The 24035-nt window shown below is 51.3% G+C and carries 22 protein-coding genes; all 22 read left to right on the top strand.

The features are described from left to right. Positions 1 to 2 precede the first annotated feature (2 nt). The 22 genes from FS806_RS03225 (at position 3) to rimP (ending at position 23914) form a co-directional block, all read left to right on the top strand. Positions 3 to 1118 carry a protein-glutamate methylesterase/protein-glutamine glutaminase gene (locus tag FS806_RS03225; protein ID WP_144933124.1) on the top strand — a complete coding sequence of 372 codons (1116 nt, stop codon included), beginning with the start codon at positions 3 to 5 and terminating at the stop codon, positions 1116 to 1118. A gap of 92 nt (positions 1119 to 1210) precedes the next feature. Then, on the top strand, positions 1211 to 3253 hold the full coding sequence (locus tag FS806_RS03220; RefSeq protein WP_144933122.1) for a chemotaxis protein CheA: 2043 nt from the start codon (positions 1211 to 1213) through the stop codon (positions 3251 to 3253). Between the two features lie 32 nt (positions 3254 to 3285). Further along, on the top strand, positions 3286 to 3747 hold the full coding sequence (locus tag FS806_RS03215) for a chemotaxis protein CheW (protein WP_144933120.1): 462 nt from the start codon (positions 3286 to 3288) through the stop codon (positions 3745 to 3747). Positions 3748 to 3751: 4 nt separating this feature from the next. Beyond that, positions 3752 to 4372, top strand: coding sequence for a chemotaxis protein CheC (locus FS806_RS03210; protein WP_144933118.1), 621 nt, complete (start codon positions 3752 to 3754; stop codon positions 4370 to 4372). After that, entirely contained in the window at positions 4369 to 4860 is a 492-nt protein-coding gene (locus FS806_RS03205; RefSeq protein ID WP_144933116.1) for a chemotaxis protein CheD, read from the top strand. Before FS806_RS03210 ends, FS806_RS03205 begins: the two co-directional genes overlap by 4 nt. Continuing rightward, positions 4861 to 5283, top strand: coding sequence for a hypothetical protein (locus FS806_RS03200; protein WP_144933114.1), 423 nt, complete (start codon positions 4861 to 4863; stop codon positions 5281 to 5283). A 15-nt stretch (positions 5284 to 5298) separates the two neighbouring features. Next, positions 5299 to 6084: a FliA/WhiG family RNA polymerase sigma factor gene (locus tag FS806_RS03195; protein ID WP_144933112.1), complete on the top strand. Its 786-nt coding sequence runs from the start codon at positions 5299 to 5301 to the stop codon at positions 6082 to 6084. A gap of 14 nt (positions 6085 to 6098) precedes the next feature. Then, positions 6099 to 7511: a flagellar assembly protein A gene (locus tag FS806_RS03190; RefSeq protein WP_144933110.1), complete on the top strand. Its 1413-nt coding sequence runs from the start codon at positions 6099 to 6101 to the stop codon at positions 7509 to 7511. 45 nt (positions 7512 to 7556) lie between these two features. Further along, a complete protein-coding gene (locus FS806_RS03185; protein WP_144933108.1) occupies positions 7557 to 7880 on the top strand; it encodes a hypothetical protein in 324 nt (107 codons plus the stop codon). Positions 7881 to 7942: 62 nt separating this feature from the next. Then, positions 7943 to 8524 (top strand): DUF6115 domain-containing protein, encoded by a 582-nt coding sequence (locus FS806_RS03180; RefSeq protein ID WP_144933107.1) that lies wholly within the window; start codon positions 7943 to 7945, stop codon positions 8522 to 8524. Further along, complete coding sequence (locus tag FS806_RS03175) at positions 8505 to 9035, top strand: MltG/YceG/YrrL family protein (protein ID WP_144933105.1); 531 nt, start codon at positions 8505 to 8507, stop codon at positions 9033 to 9035. The genes FS806_RS03180 and FS806_RS03175 overlap by 20 nt, the downstream gene beginning before the upstream one ends. Positions 9036 to 9312: 277 nt before the next feature. Continuing rightward, a complete protein-coding gene (rpsB, locus tag FS806_RS03170) occupies positions 9313 to 10011 on the top strand; it encodes a 30S ribosomal protein S2 (RefSeq protein WP_144933103.1) in 699 nt (232 codons plus the stop codon). 119 nt (positions 10012 to 10130) lie between these two features. Next, positions 10131 to 10781, top strand: coding sequence for a translation elongation factor Ts (tsf, locus tag FS806_RS03165; RefSeq protein ID WP_144933101.1), 651 nt, complete (start codon positions 10131 to 10133; stop codon positions 10779 to 10781). Between the two features lie 115 nt (positions 10782 to 10896). Continuing rightward, entirely contained in the window at positions 10897 to 11625 is a 729-nt protein-coding gene (pyrH, locus tag FS806_RS03160) for a UMP kinase (RefSeq protein WP_144933099.1), read from the top strand. Further along, on the top strand, positions 11625 to 12179 hold the full coding sequence (gene frr, locus FS806_RS03155; protein ID WP_144933098.1) for a ribosome recycling factor: 555 nt from the start codon (positions 11625 to 11627) through the stop codon (positions 12177 to 12179). Before pyrH ends, frr begins: the two co-directional genes overlap by 1 nt. 173 nt (positions 12180 to 12352) lie before the next feature. Then, the gene (locus FS806_RS03150; protein WP_144933097.1) at positions 12353 to 13117 is read left to right on the top strand and encodes an undecaprenyl pyrophosphate synthase; all 765 of its coding nucleotides are present in this window, start codon (positions 12353 to 12355) and stop codon (positions 13115 to 13117) included. A gap of 21 nt (positions 13118 to 13138) precedes the next feature. Continuing rightward, complete coding sequence (locus FS806_RS03145; RefSeq protein WP_144933096.1) at positions 13139 to 13936, top strand: phosphatidate cytidylyltransferase; 798 nt, start codon at positions 13139 to 13141, stop codon at positions 13934 to 13936. A gap of 15 nt (positions 13937 to 13951) precedes the next feature. Next, entirely contained in the window at positions 13952 to 15097 is a 1146-nt protein-coding gene (locus tag FS806_RS03140) for a 1-deoxy-D-xylulose-5-phosphate reductoisomerase (protein ID WP_144933095.1), read from the top strand. An 845-nt stretch (positions 15098 to 15942) separates the two neighbouring features. Continuing rightward, positions 15943 to 17202: an RIP metalloprotease RseP gene (gene rseP / locus FS806_RS03135; RefSeq protein WP_144933094.1), complete on the top strand. Its 1260-nt coding sequence runs from the start codon at positions 15943 to 15945 to the stop codon at positions 17200 to 17202. A gap of 30 nt (positions 17203 to 17232) precedes the next feature. Next, complete coding sequence (gene proS, locus FS806_RS03130; protein ID WP_144933093.1) at positions 17233 to 18681, top strand: proline--tRNA ligase; 1449 nt, start codon at positions 17233 to 17235, stop codon at positions 18679 to 18681. Between the two features lie 165 nt (positions 18682 to 18846). Next, on the top strand, positions 18847 to 23175 hold the full coding sequence (locus FS806_RS03125) for a PolC-type DNA polymerase III (protein ID WP_144933092.1): 4329 nt from the start codon (positions 18847 to 18849) through the stop codon (positions 23173 to 23175). A gap of 280 nt (positions 23176 to 23455) precedes the next feature. Further along, positions 23456 to 23914: a ribosome maturation factor RimP gene (rimP, locus tag FS806_RS03120; RefSeq protein WP_379287360.1), complete on the top strand. Its 459-nt coding sequence runs from the start codon at positions 23456 to 23458 to the stop codon at positions 23912 to 23914. The last annotated feature ends 121 nt before the right edge of the window (positions 23915 to 24035 follow it).

Genomic DNA, 24035 nt, shown 5'->3' with positions numbered 1-24035 from the left:
GGATGATCCCTTATAGGGTACTTGTAGTCGATGATTCCATATTCATGAGAAAAATCATTAGCGATTTGTTGTCCGGCAACCCTCGGTTAAAAGTCGTCGACACGGCCGTCAACGGGGCGGAAGCCGTTGAGAAAGTAAAGCAGCTGAAGCCGGACGTGGTGACGATGGACGTGGAAATGCCGGTCATGGATGGGCTTAGGGCACTGCAGAAAATTATGGCCGAGCATCCGACTCCGGTTGTCATGTTAAGCAGCTTGACGCAGGAAGGGGCGGCAGCTACCGTAAAGGCTTTGCAATCGGGAGCGGTTGATTTCATCGGCAAGCCGTCAGGGTCTATTTCACTTGATCTATACAAGGTAAAGCTGGAGCTGCACCAGAAGCTGATGGCGGCTGCGCGGTCCAATGTGCGGCCGATCGGCCTTCCGGCGCAGCCGGACAAGAAGGAATCGGCGGTTTCGGCAACCAAGCCGGCCCGGAGGCCGCCCTTTTCTTCCGGGATAGGGAATACCGAAGGCCCCAAGGCAGAAGGAAGGCGCCATTTCAGCCATCTGGTAGCCATTGGCACATCCACGGGAGGGCCGAGAGCGCTGCAGCAGGTATTGTCCGGATTTCCCGCGAATTTTCCGGCACCGATCCTGATCGTCCAGCATATGCCTCCGGTGTTTACCAGCTCATTGGCCCGCCGTCTGGATTCTTCATCGGCGATCAGAGTGGTCGAGGCCGAAGACGGGATGACGGTAAGGAGCGGTACGGCATACATAGCCCCGGGGGGATACCATCTCCTGCTGCAAAGGGAAGGGGCGGATCAATACCGCACTCGTCTGTCCGCCGAAGGTACCCGCTCCGGGCATCGTCCGTCTGTGGATGTCTTGTTCGAATCTCTGCTTCCTTTTAAGGAACTGAAGAGACATGCCGTACTCATGACGGGCATGGGCAGTGACGGTGCGGCGGGTATGCTTGCCCTGAAGCAGGCGGGGGCCGTGACGACGATAGCTGAAGCGGAAGAGACGTGTGTAGTCTATGGAATGCCCAGGGCTGCGGTCGAACGGGGAGCGGCCATGCATATATTGCCCCAGCAGCACATTAGCGGGAAGCTGGTACAGCTTATTGAAACTTAAGCCGGTTAAGCACTCGGGGGCGTTTGCACTCCGCTTTCCCGGAGAGGAAGCGGAGGCTGTCCGCATGATGCAAATACAGGAGGTGCAGCTTTTTGGATATTAATCAATATTTGTCGGTTTTTATCGATGAGGCGAGAGAGCATTTACAGGCCATGAACGACCAGCTGCTTGTTCTGGAGCAGAGTCCGGAAGATATCGAGATCGTGCAGACGATCTTTCGATCCGCGCATACGCTTAAAGGCATGTCGGCAACGATGGGGTTCGAGGATATCGCTTCGTTAACCCATGAAATGGAAAATGTGCTCGATCTGGTGCGTAATGACAAGCTGGCGATGAGCGAGCCGATCTTCGAATGTTTATTCAGCGGCAACGACGCGCTGGAGTCGATGGTGAACGATATTATCAATGGTGGAACAGGCAGCCTCGACGTATCCGAGCTGGTAGCTTCCCTGAAAGCTATCGTGAACGGGGATGCTCCGGGAGGAACCGCTCAATCCACCGCTTCTTCCACAGATTTGGATGAATTTCAATATTCTATCATTATGCAAACCCTGGAAGCCGGCCACGCGGTCTTTCATATCGATGTCGTTTTTCGGGACGATTGTGTGCTGAAGGCCGCACGTTCGTTTATGGTATTCGGTGTGCTGGAAGCAAGCGGGGAGGTTGTCCAAACCATCCCGTCCGTAGAAGATATCGAGCAGGAAAAGTTTGACAAGGGCTTCTCCGTTTATTTGGTCAGCGATAAGGAAGCGGCGGAGCTTCAGGCTGAAATCATGAAGGTCTCGGAAATCGAATCGGTCGATGTGCGTCCGCTGGATAAAGAGTCGCTGCAGCGGATTCGTGCCGGTGTTCAGGAAGCGGCAGCAACGGCCGTTGCGGAGAAACCGGCGGCTGATCCCGGAGCAGCAGCCAAGGAACAGCCTGCGTCAGACGGTAAGCAGGCGTCCGGCAAAGCGAAGCCCAAACCGGCCGCGGCACCTGTTGCAAGCCGGACCATCCGTGTGGATATCGAGCGTCTGGATGTTCTGATGAACCTGCTCAGCGAGCTGCTGATTGACCGGGTCCGCCTGGAGCAGCTGGCAAGCGAGATCCGCAATAGCGATTTGATCGACACGGTCGAGCATATGACCCGTGTAAGCGGTGATTTGCAGAACATTGTGCTGAAGCTCAGGATGGTGCAGATCGATACGGTATTCAACCGGTTCCCCCGGATGATCCGCGATATCGCCAAATCGCTGGATAAGAAGGTGGACCTCGTCATTACCGGAGCAGAGACGGAACTGGACCGGACCGTCATTGATGAAATCGGAGATCCGCTCGTTCATTTATTGAGGAATGCGGTGGACCACGGGCTGGAATCGGTTAGCGATCGTGTGGCCGCGGGCAAACCCGAGACCGGAACGATTCAACTTAGAGCGTTCCAAAGCGGCAACCATGTCTTCATCGAAATTGAGGATGACGGCAAAGGAATTAACCGCGATAAAGTGCTGCAAACGGCGATTCGCAAAAATGTGGTTACCCAGGAACAGGCGGATAAACTGTCCGACGAGGAGGTTTACCAGCTTCTGTTCGCTTCCGGCTTCAGCACGGCAGATCAAATCTCCGATATTTCCGGCCGCGGGGTAGGTCTGGACGTCGTCAAGACCAAAATTCAATCCCTGGGCGGACAAGTTTCGGTGTCGTCAAATCCCGGACTAGGGACGAAATTTTCGGTCCAGCTTCCGTTAACCCTCTCTATCATAACCGCCATGCTGATAAGAGCAGGCGAGGAGAAATATGCTATCCCGCTGTCCTCTATCTCGGAGACGGCGATAGTCGAGAAGAGCGAGATTCGTCAGGTACACGGCAATCCGATGATCGATTTCCGCGGCAGTGTGATTCCGGTCATCTTCCTGGATCAGCTTCTGGATATCCCGGTTCAATCGGTAGCCGTCAGCTCTTCCCTGCAGATTATCGTGATCCGGAAAGGAGACAAACAGGCCGCTCTGGTTGTCGACGAGTTTATCGGACAGCAGGAAATTGTTCTGAAATCGTTGGGCAAATATTTGGACAACCCGTTCGCCGTTTCCGGAGCCACAATTTTGGGGGACGGTCAGGTTGCCCTCATTCTGGAAACCAATGCTTTGATTAAATAACCATTAACTATATGTCGAAAGGGTGAGTGGGAATGGAAGAAGATTTGAAGGTGATCGTGTTTACTCTCGGCAGCGAGGAATACGGCGTGGATGTAGAAAGAGTTCAGACGATCGAGCGCATGCTGCCGATTACCCGGGTTCCCAAGACTCCGTCGTTTGTCAGAGGAGTTGTGAACTTGCGCGGAGTCGTAACGCCGGTTATCGATCTTAGAGGCCGCTTCGGGCTTGAGGAAACCGAATATACGGATCAGACCCGGCTAATTGTCGTCGCCATCAACGATATCGAGGTAGGGCTGATCGTCGATTCGGCTAATGATGTTCTCGATGTGCCCGCCGATTCGGTTGATGATCCGCCGGAAGTGGTGGGCGGCATCAAAGCCAAATATTTGCACGGCATCGCGAAAATCGGTGAGGACCGACTGCTGGTCCTGCTTAATTTGCGGGAGGTGCTGAACAAGGAAGAGATCATTCAACTGGAACAGTTCGAGGCTTAGATCGATGAATCCGTTGAAGCCAATGGCAGAATTCCAGATGGATGTATTGAGAGAGGTAGGCAATATTGGGGCGGGCCACGCGGCGACGGCTTTGTCCAAGCTTCTGGGCCGGCCGGTGGATATGCGCGTCCCACAGGTGAACATGGTCCCCTTCGAACAAATTTCAGACAGCGTCGGCGGAGCTGAGCAGGTAGTCATTGCTATCTTCCTGAGGGTCGAAGGGGACGTTCCGGGCAATTTGTTCTTTATTTTCAGCAAGGGATCGGCCAAGCAGCTTCTTGGCTCTCTCGTCGCCGGCGGAATGGAAGGTGAGGGAGAGTTCTCCGAAATGGAGCTGTCCGCGCTTCAGGAGATCGGCAATATTCTGGCCGGGTCGTACCTGACCTCGTTGGCCGAGCTGACCCAATTGGACATGGTTCCTTCCGTTCCATCACTGGCCATCGATATGGCCGGCGCGATTCTGAGCTATGGCTTGCTGGAATACGGGCAGATGGGGGAGCAGGCCCTGTTCATAGACACCAATTTCCTGGAAGGCAGTGAAGCGATTGAGGGACATTTCTTTTTTATCCCCGATCCCGATTCGTTCGATAATCTGTTTGCCGCATTGGGAGTGCCTCCTTCATGATTCAACAAAATGTCGTCAAGGTCGGAATGGCGGATCTGAATATAGTCGTTGGAGAAGGCGCGTTAAGAACGACTGGACTCGGTTCCTGCGTCGGGGTCACTTTGTATGATTCCGTCGCCAAAATTGCCGGCATGGCCCACGTCATGCTTCCGTCATCCGACATTGCCAGAGGGCCAATCAATATAGCCAAATTCGCGGATACAGCCTTGCCGGAGATGATCCGCAGGATGGAGCAGGAAGGCGCGTCTACCCGCCGGATGGAGGCCAAGATGGCAGGGGGAGCGCAGATGTTTGCCTTTGATACCAGGAAAGATACGATGCGGATCGGCCCCCGCAACGTGGAATCTTGCAAAGCGGTTCTGAACCGATACGGAATACCCGTTAAAGCGGAAGATACGGGAGGAAATTATGGACGAACTATTGAATTGGACTGTGCTACCGGCATTCTGCATATCCGGAGCGTCCAGCATGGAAGCCGGGATCTGTAAATGATAGGAACCATTCGCTGGAATGCGATCATCGGTGGATTGGGGGCCGCAGCCACTTTTATATCCTCTTTTTCCAATAATATATTGACGACGACTCTGCTCCGCACTCTATACAGCTTCGTTATTTTATTCGCGCTCGTATTTGTTTTCCGATGGGTCCTTGGAACGGTAATGGGAGGAACGAATCCTGAGCGGGATTCTGCAGACTCGCAGCCGGAGGACTCCGTCAGGGGACAGAGGATCGACTTTACGACGCCAGACGAGCCGTCCGGATTGTCCGGAGAGCCCGTCCCGTCCGCCCAGGACGACAGGGAACAGGACGAGACCGGCTTCTCCCCTTTGAACCCGCCTAAGCTGGCGACCAGAAACAAGGTCGATTCGGAAGAGATGGTCAAAGCCCTTCGTCATCTTTCAGAAGATTAAGGAAGGTGAACTTGTATGGCAATTCATAAGCAGTCACATTTGTCCAATATGGAAATATGGAAGCAGTGGAAGGAAGAACGCTCGCTGGAGGCGAAGAAAAGGTTGATGGAATGTTATCTTCCTCTCGTGGACTTCGTTTCCAACCGGCTGGCGAGCGGGATGCCGGGCTCGGTATCGAAAGAGGATCTGGCCAGTCACGGAGTAATGGGTTTGATAGACGCCATCGAGAAATTCGATCATTTGCGGGGACTTCAATTTGAGACTTATGCCTCCTGGAGAATTCGCGGAGCCATCATTGACGGTTTGCGCCAGGGAGACTGGGTGCCCCGTTCCGTGCGCGAGAAGGCCAAGAGAATAGAGGAAGCCTATCAGAAGCTGGAGCAGGAGCATTTGCGTTCCGTAACCGACGCGGAAATCAGCAGCTATCTGCAGGTTTCGGAGAAGGAATTTCAATCGATGCTGCAAGAAATTACTTTGACGACACTCTGCTCCATTGATGAGCCTATTAAAGAGGAAGAATCGGAAACGAGATTGTCCGTTTTGGTTGACGAGACGTCGAAAAACCCGGAATATAAGGTTAACGAGTTTTTTCTGAAGGAAACGTTGGCAAAAGCTATTGACCGGCTGACGGAAAAGGAGAGAACGGTCATCTCGCTGTTTTATTATGAAGATCTGTCGCTCAGTGAAATTGCTGAGGTAATGTCGCTGTCGCCTTCTCGGATTTCTCAGCTTCACTCCAAGGCTATTCTCAGATTGAGAGGATCGCTTGGACGATTTAAAGTGCAATTGTTGCATGAATAGAAGGGATGGATACAATGAACCCTCATTCAGCCTCTACTGAATTCTTCATTGATGTGCTGCTCTCCGACGACAAGCTGGAAGCCTTCCTCGATTTCTCGCATTGCGGGGAAGATATGGTATGCACCGTCGAGCAGTTAGAAACGCTGCTGAAAAAACATTCCATCAGTTACGGCATTGATTACGCCCGGCTTGTCCAGATCGCCAAGGACCCGGGTCCTTTCATTAAGCGCAAAATCGTTATTGCCACAGGAGACCCGCCCAAACCGGGCAAGGACGGCGAAATCAAATATTGGTTCGATATGAAAGCATCGGCCAAGAAGCCCGCCGTGCTGGAAGACGGCACCGTAGATTACCGGGAAGTTACGAGCATTTTAAATGTAAAAAAAGGGGAGCTTCTCGCCAGCAGAACTCCCCCAACGAAAGGAGTTCCCGGCAAAGCCGTTACCGGTGAGGTCCTCATGGCCAGAAACGGCAAGGAAGCCCGGTTCAAGGTAGGCAAGAATGTAGTAACGGATGCCAACAACACTCAGCTGTATTCGGCCATTGATGGGGTGATCAGTTATACGGGCAAGGGACAGATCAACGTTTTTCCCGTTTACGAGGTGAATGGGGATGTCGACTACGCCATTGGCAATATCGACTTTGTAGGCACGGTTGTTATCCGCGGGAATGTGCTGACCGGCTTCAAAATCAAGGCGGAGGGAGATATACGCGTCACCGGAACCGTCGAGGGAGCCGAGATGGAGGCCGGCGGGTCCATACTGATCAGCGCGGGAATATTAGCCCAGAATAAAGGATGGATTCGTGCCGGCAAGACGATTAGGAGTGCGTTCATCCAGGATGGCAATGTGGAAGCGGGGGAAGACGTGCTGATTTCCCAGAGTATAATGCACTCCAATATCCGGGCGGGAAGAAGCATCCGGTGTGAAGGCGCCAAGGGACTGATTGTCGGCGGGAAACTCCAGGCGGGCGAACAGGTCGTCGCCCGAACGATCGGCAATTCCATGTCGACGGCCACCGTTATTGAAGTAGGCGTCCTGCCGGAGGTGCGTAGTGAGTTGCATAAGCTCAAGGAACAGCTGAAGGTGAATACCGATAACCTGCAGAAGACGGAGAAAGCGTTGACAATTCTTGACCAGTTGGCCGCAGCAGGACAGCTTTCGCCTGATAAAGCAGCCATGCGGGTCAAGCTGGCGAATACCCGTAAGCAGACGTTGGATGCAACGGAAACGGTCAAGGACCGGATTCTGCAATTGGAGACCATGCTGGAGGATACCGGGAAAGCAAGAATTGAAGCGACCTCAACGGTTTACGGCGGAACCAAGCTGGTCATGGGCCGTCATACCAAAATGATCAATGACCCGGTGCAGCGGGTTTACTTCCGGATTGACGATGGAGATATCGGCATGTTTCCGCTTTATCCGTAAGGAGAATCCTTGAATTTCTCGCGATAAGTTGGAGGGATCAAGCGCATGAGCCTGAAATCGATCGATATGCAGCTGGCTGTTCACAAAAGCCCCGAAGCCGGGATCAAGCAAAATGAAATTCAGCAGAAGCCGGTCCATGATCAAAATCATCTCACAGAGCAAACTTCCAAACAGACAGACCGGGAACGGCACGTCGCCTCGAAATCGGAAGCGCCCGAGCAGGGAGGGATTCGGGACGGGGAGGAGCGTCGGGAACGAAACCGGGGAAGCGGACACGGAAGAAGAAAGACCTCGGGCGAATCCAGGCCTATGGAGGAGAAGAGACCGCAGCACCCGTACAAGGGAAGAATTATAGATATGCAGCTTTAGTGCCGTCCTGCACTTGGCTGAAGCATCAAGAAACACGATTTGACGAAAAAGGTGAAGCTTAAATGAATGACCCTTGGGTATACATCGTAGTGGCAGGAGCAGTTATCATCGTAATCGCACGTCTTCTGCCCAAGCCCTCCAGACCGTCATCCGACGTGGTTAAGGAAATGGAAGGAGCAATCGAACAGTTTGCTGCGGATTTGGAACAAGACAATGAGAAGCTTCTCCTGACCATTTCCAGAATGAAAGACGAGCATAACAGCCAGTTGGAGCAGCTTAGCCGCAGAATGGGCGAGCTGGAGAAGCAGAATGAAATTCTGGGCAATCAGATGGAGCGGCTCAAACAAGAGGCCGTGCCCGTTCCATCCGGATCCCAAACGGCCGGTCATGCTCATTCCGCTGCGGAAGCTCCGGCGCCACCGACACTCGAAGCCGCAGCAGCTCAGGAGGAAGAGGCAGCTTCCGCGATTGATAGCGGGATGATGAACATCAAGGCAAGGTACGCCGAGCTTTTTTCATTATATGAGCAGGGGAAATCGATAGAAGCGATCGCCCGCAAGCTGGGGATGAACAAAGGGGAAGTTAATCTGATCGTGCAGCTGGGCAAACAGGAGGAGAACAGTCATGAGCGTGTCCGGGCGTAGATCGTTCTGGACGGGGATAGGAAGCGGTCTCGTCATCGGAGCCGTGCTGCTGCAGGTCATGAATATCGCTGTCCAGCGCGACATGCCCCCGATAGATTCGGAAATGCAGCAAACGGAGGCGGAGCCGGATTGGCGGAAGCTGGCTGAGGAAGCGGGCTATGCCTTGTATCCGTCCGATGTTAAACTGTATACACAGGAGGAGCTGGACGAACAGCTCAGGCTTGCACAGGCCGCGGCGGAACAAGATGGGGCCGCATCGGGAGAAGCCGTCGTGACGGATGTTGATGCGGAGAATGGGAATGCCGCGAATGTCGATGTGCAGATTAAAGCCGGAATGCTGGCCTCGGACGTCGCAGAATTGTTATCGGAGGCCGGAATTGTCGCAGACAAGGATGCTTTCGAATCGAGGCTTAAGGAGCAGAAGCGGACACCCAAGATAAGGAGCGGAGTTTATTCCTTCGCCCCGGGAGAAGACATGGATTCAGTGATTGAAAAGATAACGTTCGACTGACAAGAGACCTTGGCCGCGTGCTGAAGTCTCTTTTTGGTCTTTTCCCGGGCTATCATTGTTTCCGATAACGGTTAGTAAAATGAATTGGCGGAGGTTATTCCGGCCCATGAAAATAAAGGCAGATTTTGTTGCAACGGCAAAATGAATATGGTATATTTATTGACGGTGTCAAGAACACACGCCATTTAATTGGAATGAGGGTGCTTTCTGTCGGAAAGTCTGATTCCAAGATGAGAATGGCGGAGGAGAATAAAACCAATAGAGGAGGTGTGTGAAGATGGCAGTTATCTCCATGAAACAGCTGTTGGAGGCTGGGGTTCACTTTGGTCACCAGACCCGTCGCTGGAACCCGAAAATGGACAAATACATCTTCACGGAAAGAAACGGTATTTACATCATCGACCTGCAGAAGACGGTCAAGAAAGTCGAAGAGGCTTACAACTTCGTTAAGTCTGTCGCCGGTGAAGGAGGAACCTTCCTGTTCGTCGGCACGAAGAAGCAGGCTCAAGATTCTGTCAAGGAAGAAGCCGAGCGCTGCGGAATGTTCTACATCAACCAGCGTTGGCTGGGAGGCACGTTGACGAACTTCGCTACGATTCAGAAGCGGATCGACCGTCTCCATGAGCTGGAGAAGTGGGAAGAAGACGGCACGTTCGATGTTCTGCCTAAGAAAGAAGTTATCATTCTCCGCAAGGAGAAGGAGCGTCTGGAGAAGTTTTTGGGCGGAATCAAGAATATGAAGGGTCTTCCTAGCGCATTGTTCGTTATCGATCCGCGCAAAGAGCGCATTGCCGTAGCAGAAGCCCGCAAGCTGGGAATCCCGATTGTCGGGATCGTGGATACGAACTGTGATCCGGATGAAATCGATTATGTGATTCCGGGCAACGATGATGCTATCCGCGCAGTGAAGCTTCTGACTTCCAAGATGGCCGAAGCGATCATCGAGGCCAACCAAGGCGAACAGACGACTGCGTAATCTAATAGGATAAATTGAAAAAGGGTGGGTTGAAGGTGTAATAACCTATCGCCCCCCTTTTTTTAAAAAAGGAAGAGATATAAGACTACTATGAGAAATTTTGCCGAGGAGGAAAACAAATGGCAGTAACAGCTGCAATGGTTAAAGAACTGCGCGAGAAGACAGGTGCAGGAATGTTGGATTGCAAGAAAGCCCTGGAAGAAGCTAACGGGGATCTGACTAAAGCGATTGAGGTTCTCCGGGAGAAAGGCTTGGCGGCGGCTGCCAACAAAGCAGGACGGATCGCTACTGAAGGCGCAGTTCAATCTTACATTCATGCCGGCGGTAAAATCGGAGTGCTGGTTGAAGTCAACTGCGAAACGGACTTCGTGGCCAAGACGGATGATTTCCAGGAGTTCGTCAGAGATATCGCTATGCAAATCGCTGCGACCAGCCCTCGATATGTAAGACGCGAGGATGTTCCTCAGGAAGAGCTGGACAAAGAGAAAGAAATTTTAAGATCCCAGGCATTGAACGAAGGAAAGCCGGAGCATATTGTCGATAAAATGGTCGAAGGCCGTATCGGGAAATACTATGAAGAATTCTGCCTCATGGAGCAAGCCTTCATTAAAGATCCGGACAAAACGATCTCGACCTTGTTGAACGAGAAGATCAGCAAAATCGGTGAGAACATCACCATTCGCCGTTTTGTTCGTTATGAGTTGGGAGAAGGCCTGGAGAAGAAACAGGAAAACTTTGCCGAAGAGGTTATGTCTCAAGCGAAAATGTAATAGAGAACGGCCATTTATGATGGAACACCCACCCGTGTTCCTTCTTTTTTAGCCGCGTCAGGCTGCACAAAGTTGGACAACGGTTCAAATCTATCTTCAAGTGGAGGTACCTACGTTGGAACAACCCATTTTTAAGCGAATTGTATTGAAATTAAGCGGCGAAGCACTTGCCGGGCAGCAGGGATACGGGATCGACTCCGCGATGATTACTTCCATTGCAGAGCAGGTTAAGACGATCCATGATTTGAAGATCGAGATCGCCATTGTCGTGGGCGGAGGAAACATTTGGCGGGGAATAGCCGGAAGCGCCAAAGGGATAGACCGCGCCACTGCGGACTATATGGGGATGCTGGCAACCGTCATGAATTCGCTCGCCCTCCAGGACGCTTTAGAAGACGTGGGCGTTCCTACCCGCGTTCAGACATCTATTGAAATGCAGCAGGTAGCGGAACCGTACATACGAAGACGCGCTATCCGCCATCTGGAGAAAGGACGCGTCGTTATCTTCGCGGCGGGTACGGGAAATCCGTATTTCTCCACAGATACGACAGCAGCTCTGCGCGCCGCCGAAATCGAAGCGGAAGTGATCCTGATGGCCAAGAATAAGGTGGACGGTGTGTACAGTGCAGATCCTTTTATTAACAAAGACGCGGTCAAGTTTGAAGAACTGACCTATATGGAAGTGATCAGCAACAACCTGGGAGTTATGGATTCCACTGCTTCCTCCTTATGTATGGACAACAATATCCCGCTCATTGTATTCTCTATTACAGATGAAGGTAATATCAAAAGAGTAGTTCTAGGTGAAAAAATCGGAACGATTGTAAAAGGGAGTGTATCATAATGCCGCAGTCGGTGAAGAAGAACGCTGAAGAACGAATGAATAAAGCGATAGACTCGCTTCGCAAGGAACTGGCATCCTTGAGAGCCGGACGTGCGACGCCGGGCCTTCTGGACCGGATACAGGTAGAATACTACGGGACAATGACGCCCGTTAATCAACTTGCGAACATAACTACACCCGATTCCCGCACATTAATGATCCAGCCTTGGGATAAGTCTTCCATTCCGGCCATTGAGAAGGCCATTATGAAATCGGATTTGGGATTGACCCCCGCTAACGACGGTTCCTCCATCCGCATTGTCATTCCGGCTCTAACGGCCGAAAGACGGGCGGAGCTGGTCAAATTAACCCGCAAATCCGGCGAGGAAGCCAAGGTGGCTATCCGCAACATCCGCAGAGATGCCAATGACGACATCAAGAAGCTGGAGAAGACGGATATCTCTGAGGATGAATCCAGACGTCATCAGGACGACATTCAGAAAATGACGGATAAATTCGTAGCGGAAGTGGATAAAATCCTGGAAGCGAAAGAAAAGGAAATTACAGAGGTATAACCCCCTCACCCGTCAATAACCCCCTTCGTGGAGGGGGGGTTTTAGTTTTTGGCAACAAGTCGGATACTCAGTGCTACTGCCGCAGCAGCCTACGAATTCGGCAGCAACTCGACCCAGCCTTGGCAGCCCGGTTTTGCTGACCGTTTTTCTAAACCTATATGGGGGATACAATAATGTCTCAAAAGAAATCTTGGTTTGGCAAAAATAAGAAAGTCGATAGCCAAAGCATACTCTCCGACGATAATATTCCCCGCCATGTTGCCATCATTATGGACGGCAACGGGAGATGGGCCAGACGGAGAGGACTGCCGCGAATCGCAGGCCATCATTCAGGGATGAAGAATGTCAAGAAAATCACTATTGCGGCAGATGATATCGGCATCGAAATATTAACGCTGTACGCGTTTTCCACCGAAAACTGGAAGAGGCCGCAGGATGAGGTGGATTACTTGATGAGCCTTCCCCAGGAGTTTTTTCCTTTGGAAATAGATGAATTGGTCCAAAAAAATGTGCGGATTCGGATGACCGGCTGGAAAGAGGGTGTTCCGGGGCACACTTTGGAAGCGGTAGAAAACGCCATTGAGCGGACGAAGCATAATACCGGCTTGGTTCTGAACTTCGCTTTTAATTACGGCAGCCGTAAAGAAATGACCGAAGCGATGAGAGAAATGGTGCGTGACGTTCAATCAGGAAGGCTAAAGTTGGAAGACATCACCGAAGAAGAATATTCCAAACGATTGCAGACGGCAGGTTTGCCCGATCCGGACCTTCTCATAAGGACAAGCGGAGAACTGCGAATCAGCAATTTTATGCTGTGGCAGCTTGCCTATACAGAACTGTTGTTCACCGATTTGTATTGGCCGGAATTTTCGGAGAACGATTTTTACGAAGCCATTCGGGAATACCAGAGCCGTATTCGCCGTTATGGGGGATTGTAGCCCTTTCTTTGGAGGATGGACATGAAGACGAGAATCGTGACCGGCGTTGTGGCCGGGGCTCTGTTTATAACTTTTTTGCTGTTGGGCGGCTATTGGTTTGCCGGGCTGGTGCTCGGGCTGGCCTTTGTCGGATTCGGCGAATTTTTGCGCATGTACAAGCTCAAGTATCATTTTCCGATGTTCGTCATTGGTCTTGTTTTCATGTTTGTTTTTGTATTTTTGGCGAATTTCGGTACATTCACCGATAAGTTCCCGCTGGCCAGTTTAATTTGGCTGCTGCTGTTTGTCCTCCTTGCAGCAACGGTGGTTACCAAAAACAAGATGACGATCGATGACATATCGACGGTATTCGCAGGGGCTGTCTACATCGGCCTCGGTTTCCATTACATGATTTATTCCCGCAGCCTGGAGCCGAACGGATTGTTCTGGACTTTGCTCCTCTTCGTCACCATCTGGGCATCGGACTCCGGCGCTTATTTCGCCGGCAGATCGTTCGGGAAGAGGAAGCTGTGGCCGGATATAAGCCCGAACAAAACAATCGAAGGGGCGCTTGGCGGAATCGTTATATCGATAATTGCAGCGCTTTGCTTCGCTTGGTCCAAGCCCGATTTGCTTCCGGTATGGAATGCCGTCCTGATCGGGGCCGTAGCCGCGGTTGCCGGCCAAATGGGCGATTTGATCCAATCGGCGTACAAGCGGGTCAAAGGCATTAAGGATACCGGGAACATCCTGCCGGGTCATGGCGGTGTGCTTGATCGTGTGGACAGCTGGCTCATTGTGTTTCCGCTCGTTCATATCCTCTCGCTTATCCCAAATTAGGAGGGATTGCTGGCAATGAAGAAAATTTCGATATTAGGCTCCACCGGATCGGTCGGGACGCAAACCTTGGACGTAATTGCCCATGATCCGGACAGCTATAGGGTGGAAGGCCTGGCTGCAGGCACCAATCTTCCCTTGTTAATAGAACAGGTCCGACAATTCAAGCCGAGCAAGGTTTCGGTTGCCACCAAAGAGTTGGCCGCACAATTAAAGCCGCATGTTCCTTCCACGACGGCCGTTTTCTACGGTGAGGAAGGGATGATGGAGGTGGCGGCAGGAACCGAAGCCGACCTGGTCGTTACGGCGGTTGTGGGCAGCCAGGGGCTCAAGCCTACGCTGGCGGCCATTGAGGCGGGCAAGCAGATAGCCATCGCCAACAAAGAGACGCTGGTCAGCGCAGGGCATTTGGTCACGGAGCTTGCAGCCAAGCATGGAGTCGCTCTCCTTCCTGTAGACAGTGAGCATTCCGCCATTTTCCAATGCTTAAACGGGGAGTCGCCTTCGACAATTTCGAAATTAACGCTGACTGCATCGGGAGGAGCATTCCGGGACAGAACGCGTGAGGAATTGCACGGGGTGACCTTGGAGGATGCTCTGAAGCATCCGAACTGGTCGATGGGGGCCAAGATCACGATCGATTCCGCCACAATGGCTAACAAAGGGCTGGAAGTGATTGAAGCTCATTGGCTGTTCCAGGTGTCTTATGATCAGATTGAAGTTATTCTTCACCAGGAAAGCACGATCCACTCGATGGTTGAATTCGCAGATTACAGTGTCATTGCGCAGCTCGGCAATCCCGATATGCGGGTGCCTATCCAGTATGCATTGACCTATCCAAATCGTAAGAAAACTCCCACCGCACCGCTTCGTCTGGCTGAACTCGGCAAGCTTCATTTCAAGCCGATGGATATGGAACGTTTTCCTTGCTTGGCCATGGCTTATGAGAGCGGACGCATGGGCGGGACGGCTCCCGCTGTCTTCAATGCGGCTAACGAGATTGCCGTCTCCCGGTTTATGAAGGGAGAAATTACTTTCCTGCAAATCGAGGAGATCATAGAACGGGTATTGGACAAGCACCAGCTTATTCTCTCCCCGGATTTGGATCAGGTACTGCAGACGGACGAATGGGCGAGGGAAACCGCTGCCCGGATTGTTTTCTAAGTTTTTCCGGTGAATAAGTCGCGGGAAGTAACGCTCGGAATTGGATTGGATAACCGTTCGCGGTCGCCTGGTCCCCCCGATTTTCGATCAGTATAAGTTTTCACCTGTTCTAATATTTCATCGGTAAACGCGCCTGTCCAAAGGAGGGCGAAAGCCGTTTATCCTTGCATACAATGGAAGCTGCGGCTGGGTTCTGCCCGGCTTTTTCTTTGACATCGCAGAGCGAATTGATTTAACGGCTTGATTTGACCGGTAAAATATAAGGTTTATTTAGATATTGAATAAGTAGAGGAAACTCGATTTCTATTGGATAAAGACGATTTAACTGTATTTTATGTAGGTAAATTCAAGTGATTAGTAGAAAGTGATTAAAGTAAATGGAAAAACTGCATTTAGAATTGAGGTTTTTTGCTGAAAGCGCCTTTTTTGCACAAAATAGCTGTAGTTTTTCCACTTAGTTTCCGTCCTTCACTTCGGAGGAGCAAAATAGCTGTATAAAATCCAGTTAGACGCGCCATTTCCACTTGTGGGGCACCAGCAGAAAATGAAAATAGACGGATTTCAAGGTAGGGGTTAATGTAGCAAGCGGACATGAATAGTTGCTGCTGCGTTGTACATATAAATGGGATATAGTCGACCCGGCTTGTATTGGAAATGGAAAACATGTTAATCTTAGAACAGTAAAAACTAATGATACGCTGCCTTTATCAGGCATAAAAGCTGTTGTCCGTGGAAAGCTTGGGGGCATTTTCTTTACATCCGGGAGACAGGGTGGACTAACGGATGCGGGCGGCAGGATAATACTGTTCGGCAATACATTACCGTTTAGCTGGGAGGAACCAAGATTGGAGTATGTACAAATCGGCTTGCAAATTATCCTCATGTTTTTCGTGTTGGTAACTCTTCATGAATGGGGACACTTCTATTTTGCGAAGCGGGCAGGTATTCTTGTCAGAGAATTTGCCATTGGCTTCGGACCGAAATTGTTTACCTTTAAGAAAGGCGAGACGAAGTATACGCTCCGCTTGCTGCCCATCGGCGGTTTCGTCCGAATGGCCGGGGAGGACCCGGAAATTGTGGAGATTACTCCCGGTCAGACGATAGGAATTCGTATCGATCAGGATAATGCGACACATCTGTTTTTGGATAAGCTGGATCAGCGCTCGGATGTTCTCCTCGGAGAAGTCGTGCGTATCGATCTGGAGAAGGAATTGTTTGTCGAGCTGATTACCGATGGGGAGACGGTTCGATACGCCATTCATCCGCAGGCGATGATGGTAGCCCGGGGCAAAGAAACGCAGATCGCCCCCTGGGACCGCCAATTCGGTAGCAAGACGGTTGGGCAGAGGGCTTTGTCTATTTTTGCCGGGCCGCTAATGAACTTTATACTTGCCTTTGTGCTGTTCCTTATTTTTATGTTTATGAACGGGGTGCCGGTCAATGTCACTCTGGGTGGAATTGAACCTGGTTCTCCAGCAGAGAAGGCCGGATTGGCTGCCGGTGATATCATCCGGGAAGTGAACGGTGAGACGATCGGCACGGACCGCAACAAGCTGATGGAGCTTATCAACGAATCGGCCGGACAGCCGATGACCTGGGTGATTGAACGGGATCAGGAGCAATTGAGCAAGGAAGTCGTTCCGAGGAACAAGGAATCGACGGAGCCGCTTGTTGGGGTTTCGCTGGCTTTCGGTACCCGTTCGGTGCAGATCGGCGAAGCTTTCACCGGCGCCTGGAACAATATGGTGCTCGTTACCAAACAAATCATGATCGGCTTCAAGATGCTGGTGTTCGGCCAATTTACATTGGATGATTTGGGAGGGCCCGTTCGGATCGTTGAGGTCACAGGGGAATATGCTGCGGCCGGGGCTGCGCCGATGATATATTGGTCCGCGCTTCTAAGCTTGTACTTGGGTATTTTCAACCTGCTGCCGATTCCGGCCCTGGATGGAAGCCGTCTGGTGTTCTTGGGAATCGAAGCGGTGCGCGGCAAACCGGTGGATCCCAACCGGGAGAGCCTGGTTCATTTTATCGGGTTCGCCATGCTGATGCTGCTGATGATCGCTGTAACATACAACGATATTCTGCGGTTGATTAAAGGATAATGTTCGTGGAAAGAAGGGCTGAGGTCGTTTATGTCTAAGGAGAAGCAATTTGTTAAGGAAATTACGCCGCAAAGCGAAGACTTTTCCAGATGGTATCTGGATGTCATACGCAAAGCTGATTTAATGAGCTATTCGCCGGTGAGAGGCTGCATTGTGTTCAAACCGGACAGCTATGAAATCTGGGAGCTTTGTCAGAAGGAATTGGATGCCCGCTTCAAGGAAACCGGGCATCGGAATGCCTATTTTCCGCTCTTTATACCGGAGAGCTTCTTCCAGAAGGAGAAGGAGCACGTAGAAGGCTTTAATCCCGAGCTGCCCTGGGTAACGGAAGCCGGTGGAGAGAAGCTGGAGGAAAGATTGGCGATCCGCCCAACCTCTGAGACGATGATTGGACATATGTATGCGGAGTGGATCCATTCGTACCGAGATCTTCCCCTCTTAATCAATCAATGGGCGAATGTGGTTCGCTGGGAAAAGAGAACCCAGCCATTCCTCAGAACGAGCGAGTTTCTATGGCAGGAGGGGCATACCGCCCACGAGGACGAAGCGGACGCCCGCCGGGAAACGATGCAAATGCTGGAGATTTACCGCGAATTTGTTGAGAATATTTTGGCCATTCCGGTCATTGCCGGCAAGAAGACTCCGTCCGAGAAGTTCGCCGGAGCGGTAGATACTTACTCGATCGAGGCGATGATGAAGGACGGCAAGGCGGTGCAGGCGGGAACTTCTCATTACATGGGAACGAATTTTGCCGTTGCCTTCGATATCCAGTACTTGGATCGGGACAATCAGCAGCAATATGTACATACGACCTCCTGGGGAGTCAGTACCCGGCTCATTGGAGCCATGATCATGGTTCACGGGGACGATCGCGGGCTCGTCCTGCCGCCGAAAGTGGCGCCTACCCAAGTGGTGATGATTCCGATCGGTCCTCCTAAAACAAGAGAGCCGGTCATTGCGCGGACGAATGAATTGTTTGCCGAGCTTAAACAGGCGGACATTCGCGTGAAGGTGGATGACCGTCCCGACCAAAGTCCGGGCTGGAAGTTTAACGAATACGAGATGCGCGGAATTCCCATCCGGATTGAATTGGGACCGAGGGATATGGAGAAAGGACAGGTCGTCTTGGTTTCCCGGGTCAGCGGGGAGAAGCGCATGGTCAGCCAGGAACGAATCGTGGAAGAAGTCAAGCAGATGCTGGAAGATATTCATAAGGAAATGTTCGAGCGGGCCAAGGCATTCTCCAAGGAGCATTTCGGCTCCGTCGACCGACTGGACGAGCTGAAAGCATTTTTGGAGGAGAAGCGCGGCTTCGTCTGGGCCGGATGGTGCGGATCGGATGCCTGTGAAGCTCAGGTGAAGGAAGAGACCGGGGCAACCAGCCGCAACATTCCTTTTGAACCCGAAGTGGTTAAAACTCATTGTATCGCCTGTGGGGAGAAGGCTCAGCATACGGTAGTTTTCGGCCGTTCCTACTAGGAACTCAGGTCGGTGCGAAAGGGATATGCTTAAATCGCTGAGCCCGTCATTTTAGATAAACGAAGTAAAAAGACAAAAGGGCATGAGAACTTTATATCCGGCCTAAAGAACCGTATATATGGCCTCTGCCCTTTCTCTTTGCCAATATTATGGGGAGGTGGAGAAATGAGCGGGATGCCGGACGGAAGAACCCGTTTCGAGCTGCTGATGAGACAGGCGGATATTGCGCCGGAGATCATAGAGACGCACTTTCGGGATGGTTACATTGACCGGGTGGAGGTAAGCGAGAGCAACTCGGAATGGACTTTCTTCATTCATAAGAACAGCCTGATCCCCTGTGACGTATATCGCGAATTTTGTGCCAAAATAAAGGCGAAGTTCGCCCATATCTCAGAGATCCGCTTCGTGTTTGAATATTCGGACGAAGCGGTCCGCGCCCTGTTGGTGGAAGAATATTGGCCTTTAATGATTGAATGGATTAAGCATAAGGTCATATCGATTAACGGATGGCTGACCAAAGCCAAGATCAAGGTGGAGGGACAGAGGATCAGTCTGCTGCTGCTTGATCAGATCGGTCTTGAGCTGGCGAGGAAGAAGCAGCTGGACCGCTGGATTCAGCGCTATTATGCGGAATTCTTCTCTATGCAATATGACGTCGTTATGCAAATCGGGGAATCGGCCGAGGAAGAATACCTGGCGTTCGCCAAGATGATCGAGGAAGAGGAAAGAACCGTCACCCAGGAAATGATGGTTTCTGTAGAGAAGGAAGCGGCGGAGGCACGTAAATCCGATGACCCCGCCTCGTTGATGATCGGTTTTGAGATCAGGGATGTCCCGGTTCCTCTGATGTCCATCAAGGAAGAGGAAAAGAAGGTCACGGTGCAGGGGCTAGTGTTTGACTTTGATCGTAAGGAATTGAAGAACGGCAGCACTTTATTTTTATTTAATTTGACTGATTTTACGGATTCGATCGCTGTCAAGGCGTTTGCCCGAACCAAAGAGGATGTCAAGCTGTACAGTCTTATCTCTAATGGCAAATGGCTCAAAATGAGAGGAAAGGTAGAATACGACCGGTTTACCAATCCTCCCGAGCTGATGTTCGTTCCGCAGGATGTCAATGAAGTGAGCCCGCCCGACGACCGCTCCGATGATGCGGAAACGAAGCGGGTGGAGTTCCATCTGCACACGACCATGAGTGCCATGGATGCCGTTACTCCTGTAGACCAATATATTAAGCGGGCGGCGAAATGGGGACACAAGGCGATTGCCATTACCGATCATAGCGGCGTCCAATCCTTCCCCGAAGCTAATCATGCTGCTCATAAGCATGGGATCAAAGTCATTTATGGCCTGGAGGCCAACGTCGTCAATGATTCGATTCCGATCGTCACTCGTCCGGATTCGCGTAAATTGGCCGATGCGACTTATGTCGTATTTGATATAGAAACGACCGGTCTCTCTGTGCTGGATAACAAAATTATCGAGATTGCCGGGACGAAAATGAAAGATTCGCAGGTGATAGACCGTTTCTCCAGCTTCGTCAATCCGCATGAGAGAATACCCTACCATATTACTCAATTGACGAATATTACGGATGAGATGGTGGTGGGGGCGCCGGATCTCGAGGATGTGCTGCCCAAATTTGTCGAATTTGTCGGAGACAGTGTGCTGGTAGCCCATAACGCGACTTTCGACATGGGATTCATTCAGCATTATTGCAAGCAGCTGGGGTTAGGGGAATTGTCCAATCCGTCGCTGGATACGCTGGAAATGGCAAGAATGCTCTATCCTACTCTAAAGAATCACCGTCTGAACACCCTTGCCGACAAATTCAAGGTCAGCCTGGAGAATCATCACCGCGCGATTGACGATGCCGAAGCCTTGGGAAGTATTCTATTCCACATGATCAAGGATGCTCTTAAGCAGGAAATAGAAGATTTGTCTTCGCTAAATCGATTTGTCGGGCAAGATTTGTCCAATACGCGGCCTTTTCACTGCTGTGTCTATGCACTTAACTCCTTGGGCAAGAAAAATTTGTACAAGCTGGTCTCCCTGTCACATACCGATTACTATAATAGAGTTCCGTGCATCCCTAAGAGCAAGCTGACGGAGCATAGAGAAGGACTCCTCGTCATATCCGGCTGCGAGAAGGGCGAATTTTTCGAAACCGTGCTGAATAAATCGCAGGAGGAAGCCGAAGAGGTAGCCCAATATTATGATGTGCTCGAAATTCAGCCTATTGATTTTTATATGCATTTGGTAGACAAAGGATTGGTAGGCAGCCGGGAACAGTTGGAGAATGCGCTCCGTAGAATCGTCCAAATTGGAGAAAAGCTGGGCAAACCGGTCATTGCGACGGGGAATGTCCATTATCTGGATCCTAAAGATAAAATTTGCCGCGATATTACGATCAATGGCATCACCGGATTCAGCCCGCTGAAAGACTTGCGCAAGCCGGATGCGCATTTGCGTACTACGGACGAAATGCTGCAGGCTTTCTCTTTCCTGGGGGAGAAGAAAGCTTATGAAGTGGTGGTAACGAATACCGACTCGCTGGCGGACCGGTTCGAGGAGATAGAGCTCTTCCCGCGCAAGGGGGGGCCGACCGACAACGGCTTGTTCTCCCCTATCATTGAAGGGGCGGACGAGGAGATTCGAACTACCTGCTATGAGACGGCCAAGAGCATCTATGGCGATCCGCTGCCGCAAATTGTCATTGACCGGCTGGAGAAAGAATTGAAGCCGATTATTCAATACGGGTTCTCTGCGAACTATCTGATTTCCGAACGATTGGTCAAAAAATCGAACGCTGACGGGTATTTGGTCGGTTCCCGGGGATCGGTCGGTTCCTCTTTCGTAGCCACCATGCTCGGAATTTCAGAGGTAAATCCGCTGCCTCCTCATTATATATGCGCCCAATGCAAGCATAGCGAATTTTTTACGGACGGAAGCATTCCGAGCGGATTCGACCTCCCGGATAAGGAATGTGAGCAATGCGGAGGCCGGCTGAAGGGGGAAGGGCAGGATATTCCGTTCGAAACCTTCCTGGGGTTCAAAGGGGACAAGGTGCCGGATATCGACTTGAACTTCTCCGGGGAATACCAGCCGGAAGCCCATAACTTTACGAAGGTGATGTTCGGGGAGAAGAGCGTCTTCCGCGCCGGAACGATAGGTACCGTTGCGGACAAAACAGCGTTCGGCTTCGTCAAGAAGTATGAGGAGCTGAAGGGGGAAAGCTGGCGGAATGCCGAGCTGAGGCGTCTGGCTATGGGATGTACCGGCGTTAAACGAAGCACGGGCCAGCACCCGGGCGGGATCGTTGTCGTTCCCGATTATATCGAGGTAGAGGACATTACTCCGGTTCAATATCCGGCTGACGATACGAAATCCGAGTGGAAGACGACTCACTTCGACTACCATGCTTTCGACGAGAATCTGCTTAAGCTCGATATTCTCGGGCACGATGATCCGACGATGATGAGAATGCTCCAGGATCTGACCGGGGTCGATCCGACAACGATACCGATGAATGATCCCAAGGTGATGAGCATCTTTAACTCTACGGAAGCCCTGGGAGTGACGCCTGAGCAAATCCGTTCGCCGGTGGCCACCTACGGAGTGCCCGAGATGGGGACCAAATTCGTCCGGCAGATGCTGCAGGAGACGCAGCCTTCCTCTTTTGCGGATTTGCTGCAGATTTCGGGTCTGTCCCATGGAACCGGCGTGTGGTTAGGGAATGCCCAGGAATTGATTCGCAACGGGACCTGCAACATCAAGACAGTGATCGGCTGCCGCGACGATATTATGCTGTATCTCATCTATAAAGCAGGGATGGAAGCCGGCCTCGCCTTCAAAATTACTGAAAGCGTAAGGAAAGGGCGCGGGTTGACGGAAGAATGGAAGGAAGAGATGCGAAAGCACAATGTTCCGGCCTGGTATATCGATTCCTGTGAGAAAATTGAATATATGTTTCCCAAAGCGCATGCCGCCGCTTATGTTATTTCCGCAGTGCGGACCGCATATTTCAAGGTGTACCATCCGATTGAGTTCTATGCTACATACTTCTCGGTTCGCGCGGAAGATTTCGATGTGGAATTATTCTGTCAAGGCTATGACGCGATTATGAGAAAGCTGAATGAGATTGAGGAGAAGGGCTTCCAGGCGACAGCGAAGGAGAAGAGCATGGTATCCGTTCTCGAGATGGGGCTGGAGATGACGGCACGGGGCTTCACTTTCAAGCCGATTGATTTGATGCTGTCCGATGCCACCCGTTTCATCATTCGCGGGGATTCCCTGATTCCGCCTTTCTCCGCCGTTCAGGGGATCGGGGAGACGGCGGCCAAGCATATAGCGGCTGCCAAGGAGGATGGGGAGTTTCTTTCGATGGAGGACTTCCAGAACCGGGCCAAAGTTTCCAAGACCGTCCTCGAAATCTTGAATGGAATGGGCTGCTTCAGAGGAATGCCGGAATCCAACCAGCTCTCTCTTTTCTAGGCATTCGACGACACCTGCGAAGAGGCGTCCGATAAGAGCAAGGTTTAGACACTGATCCTGCCGGGGTGTGGACGGAATAAGCTTCGAAGGATAAGCCGCTAAGCGGGCTTATTTTTAACAGCCTATTGTAAGGAAAACTCTGTTATGTTATAATTTCTTTTGGTAATAATGATGATATGCGATCGCTTTCGGAGAGTGGGGAAACCCACTCTTTACATTTTGATATAGCCATGCAGGAAGTCCAACCAAGCAGATAATGCAGCGTAAGGGGGCAGTACTATTGAGTTCGCACATCAAAACAACCGTGGAGAAGATGATCCAACCCTATTTGGAAGAACACGCAATGGAACTGGTCGATATCGAATATTTGAAGGAAGGCAGCAACTGGTTCCTCCGTGTTTATGTTGACAAGGAAGGCGGAATCGACATTGACGACTGCGGAAGGCTGAGCGAATATTTGAGCGCTAAGCTGGATGAGAAGGATCCGATTCCGAACGCCTACTTCTTAGAAGTATCCTCCCCCGGAGCGGAGCGACCGCTCAAGAAGCCGGAAGATTTCGTGAAGGCGGTTGACAAGCATGTGTTCGTAACTACATATGAGCCGGTGGATGGATTGAAGGAGTTTGAAGGCAGGCTGAAGTCTTATGACGGCAGCGAGCTGGTTATCGAGGTGGGCAAGAAACAGCATACGATTCCAACTGAGAAAATGGCTAGCGCTAGGCTTGCCATCGTTTTTTAAAAATATAAGAAAGTATAAGTTTCACCTTATACCTGTCTTATATTTTATCGGTAAACGAGCCTGTCCCAAGGACGGTTTCTATGCGGTAAAATTTCCGGAGTTTTCGGCTGTTAATTATTGA

Origin of the sequence: Paenibacillus sp. 32O-W (assembly GCF_007679495.1) — a bacterium.
GTDB lineage: Bacteria > Bacillota > Bacilli > Paenibacillales > NBRC-103111 > Paenibacillus_L > Paenibacillus_L residui.
This window is presented reverse-complemented; position numbering and strand designations above follow the sequence as displayed.

Coding starts and splice junctions, on each gene's coding strand:
- FS806_RS03210 (WP_144933118.1), top strand. CDS start 3,752: ATGAATCCGTTGAAGCCAATGGCAGAATTCCAGATGGATGTATTGAGA.
- FS806_RS03225 (WP_144933124.1), top strand. CDS start 3: ATGATCCCTTATAGGGTACTTGTAGTCGATGATTCCATATTCATGAGA.
- FS806_RS03145 (WP_144933096.1), top strand. CDS start 13,139: ATGAAGACGAGAATCGTGACCGGCGTTGTGGCCGGGGCTCTGTTTATA.
- frr (WP_144933098.1), top strand. CDS start 11,625: ATGCCGCAGTCGGTGAAGAAGAACGCTGAAGAACGAATGAATAAAGCG.
- FS806_RS03185 (WP_144933108.1), top strand. CDS start 7,557: ATGAGCCTGAAATCGATCGATATGCAGCTGGCTGTTCACAAAAGCCCC.
- FS806_RS03190 (WP_144933110.1), top strand. CDS start 6,099: ATGAACCCTCATTCAGCCTCTACTGAATTCTTCATTGATGTGCTGCTC.
- proS (WP_144933093.1), top strand. CDS start 17,233: ATGTCTAAGGAGAAGCAATTTGTTAAGGAAATTACGCCGCAAAGCGAA.
- FS806_RS03150 (WP_144933097.1), top strand. CDS start 12,353: ATGTCTCAAAAGAAATCTTGGTTTGGCAAAAATAAGAAAGTCGATAGC.
- FS806_RS03205 (WP_144933116.1), top strand. CDS start 4,369: ATGATTCAACAAAATGTCGTCAAGGTCGGAATGGCGGATCTGAATATA.
- FS806_RS03195 (WP_144933112.1), top strand. CDS start 5,299: ATGGCAATTCATAAGCAGTCACATTTGTCCAATATGGAAATATGGAAG.
- FS806_RS03200 (WP_144933114.1), top strand. CDS start 4,861: ATGATAGGAACCATTCGCTGGAATGCGATCATCGGTGGATTGGGGGCC.
- tsf (WP_144933101.1), top strand. CDS start 10,131: ATGGCAGTAACAGCTGCAATGGTTAAAGAACTGCGCGAGAAGACAGGT.
- FS806_RS03180 (WP_144933107.1), top strand. CDS start 7,943: ATGAATGACCCTTGGGTATACATCGTAGTGGCAGGAGCAGTTATCATC.
- FS806_RS03175 (WP_144933105.1), top strand. CDS start 8,505: ATGAGCGTGTCCGGGCGTAGATCGTTCTGGACGGGGATAGGAAGCGGT.
- FS806_RS03125 (WP_144933092.1), top strand. CDS start 18,847: ATGAGCGGGATGCCGGACGGAAGAACCCGTTTCGAGCTGCTGATGAGA.
- FS806_RS03215 (WP_144933120.1), top strand. CDS start 3,286: ATGGAAGAAGATTTGAAGGTGATCGTGTTTACTCTCGGCAGCGAGGAA.
- rpsB (WP_144933103.1), top strand. CDS start 9,313: ATGGCAGTTATCTCCATGAAACAGCTGTTGGAGGCTGGGGTTCACTTT.
- FS806_RS03140 (WP_144933095.1), top strand. CDS start 13,952: ATGAAGAAAATTTCGATATTAGGCTCCACCGGATCGGTCGGGACGCAA.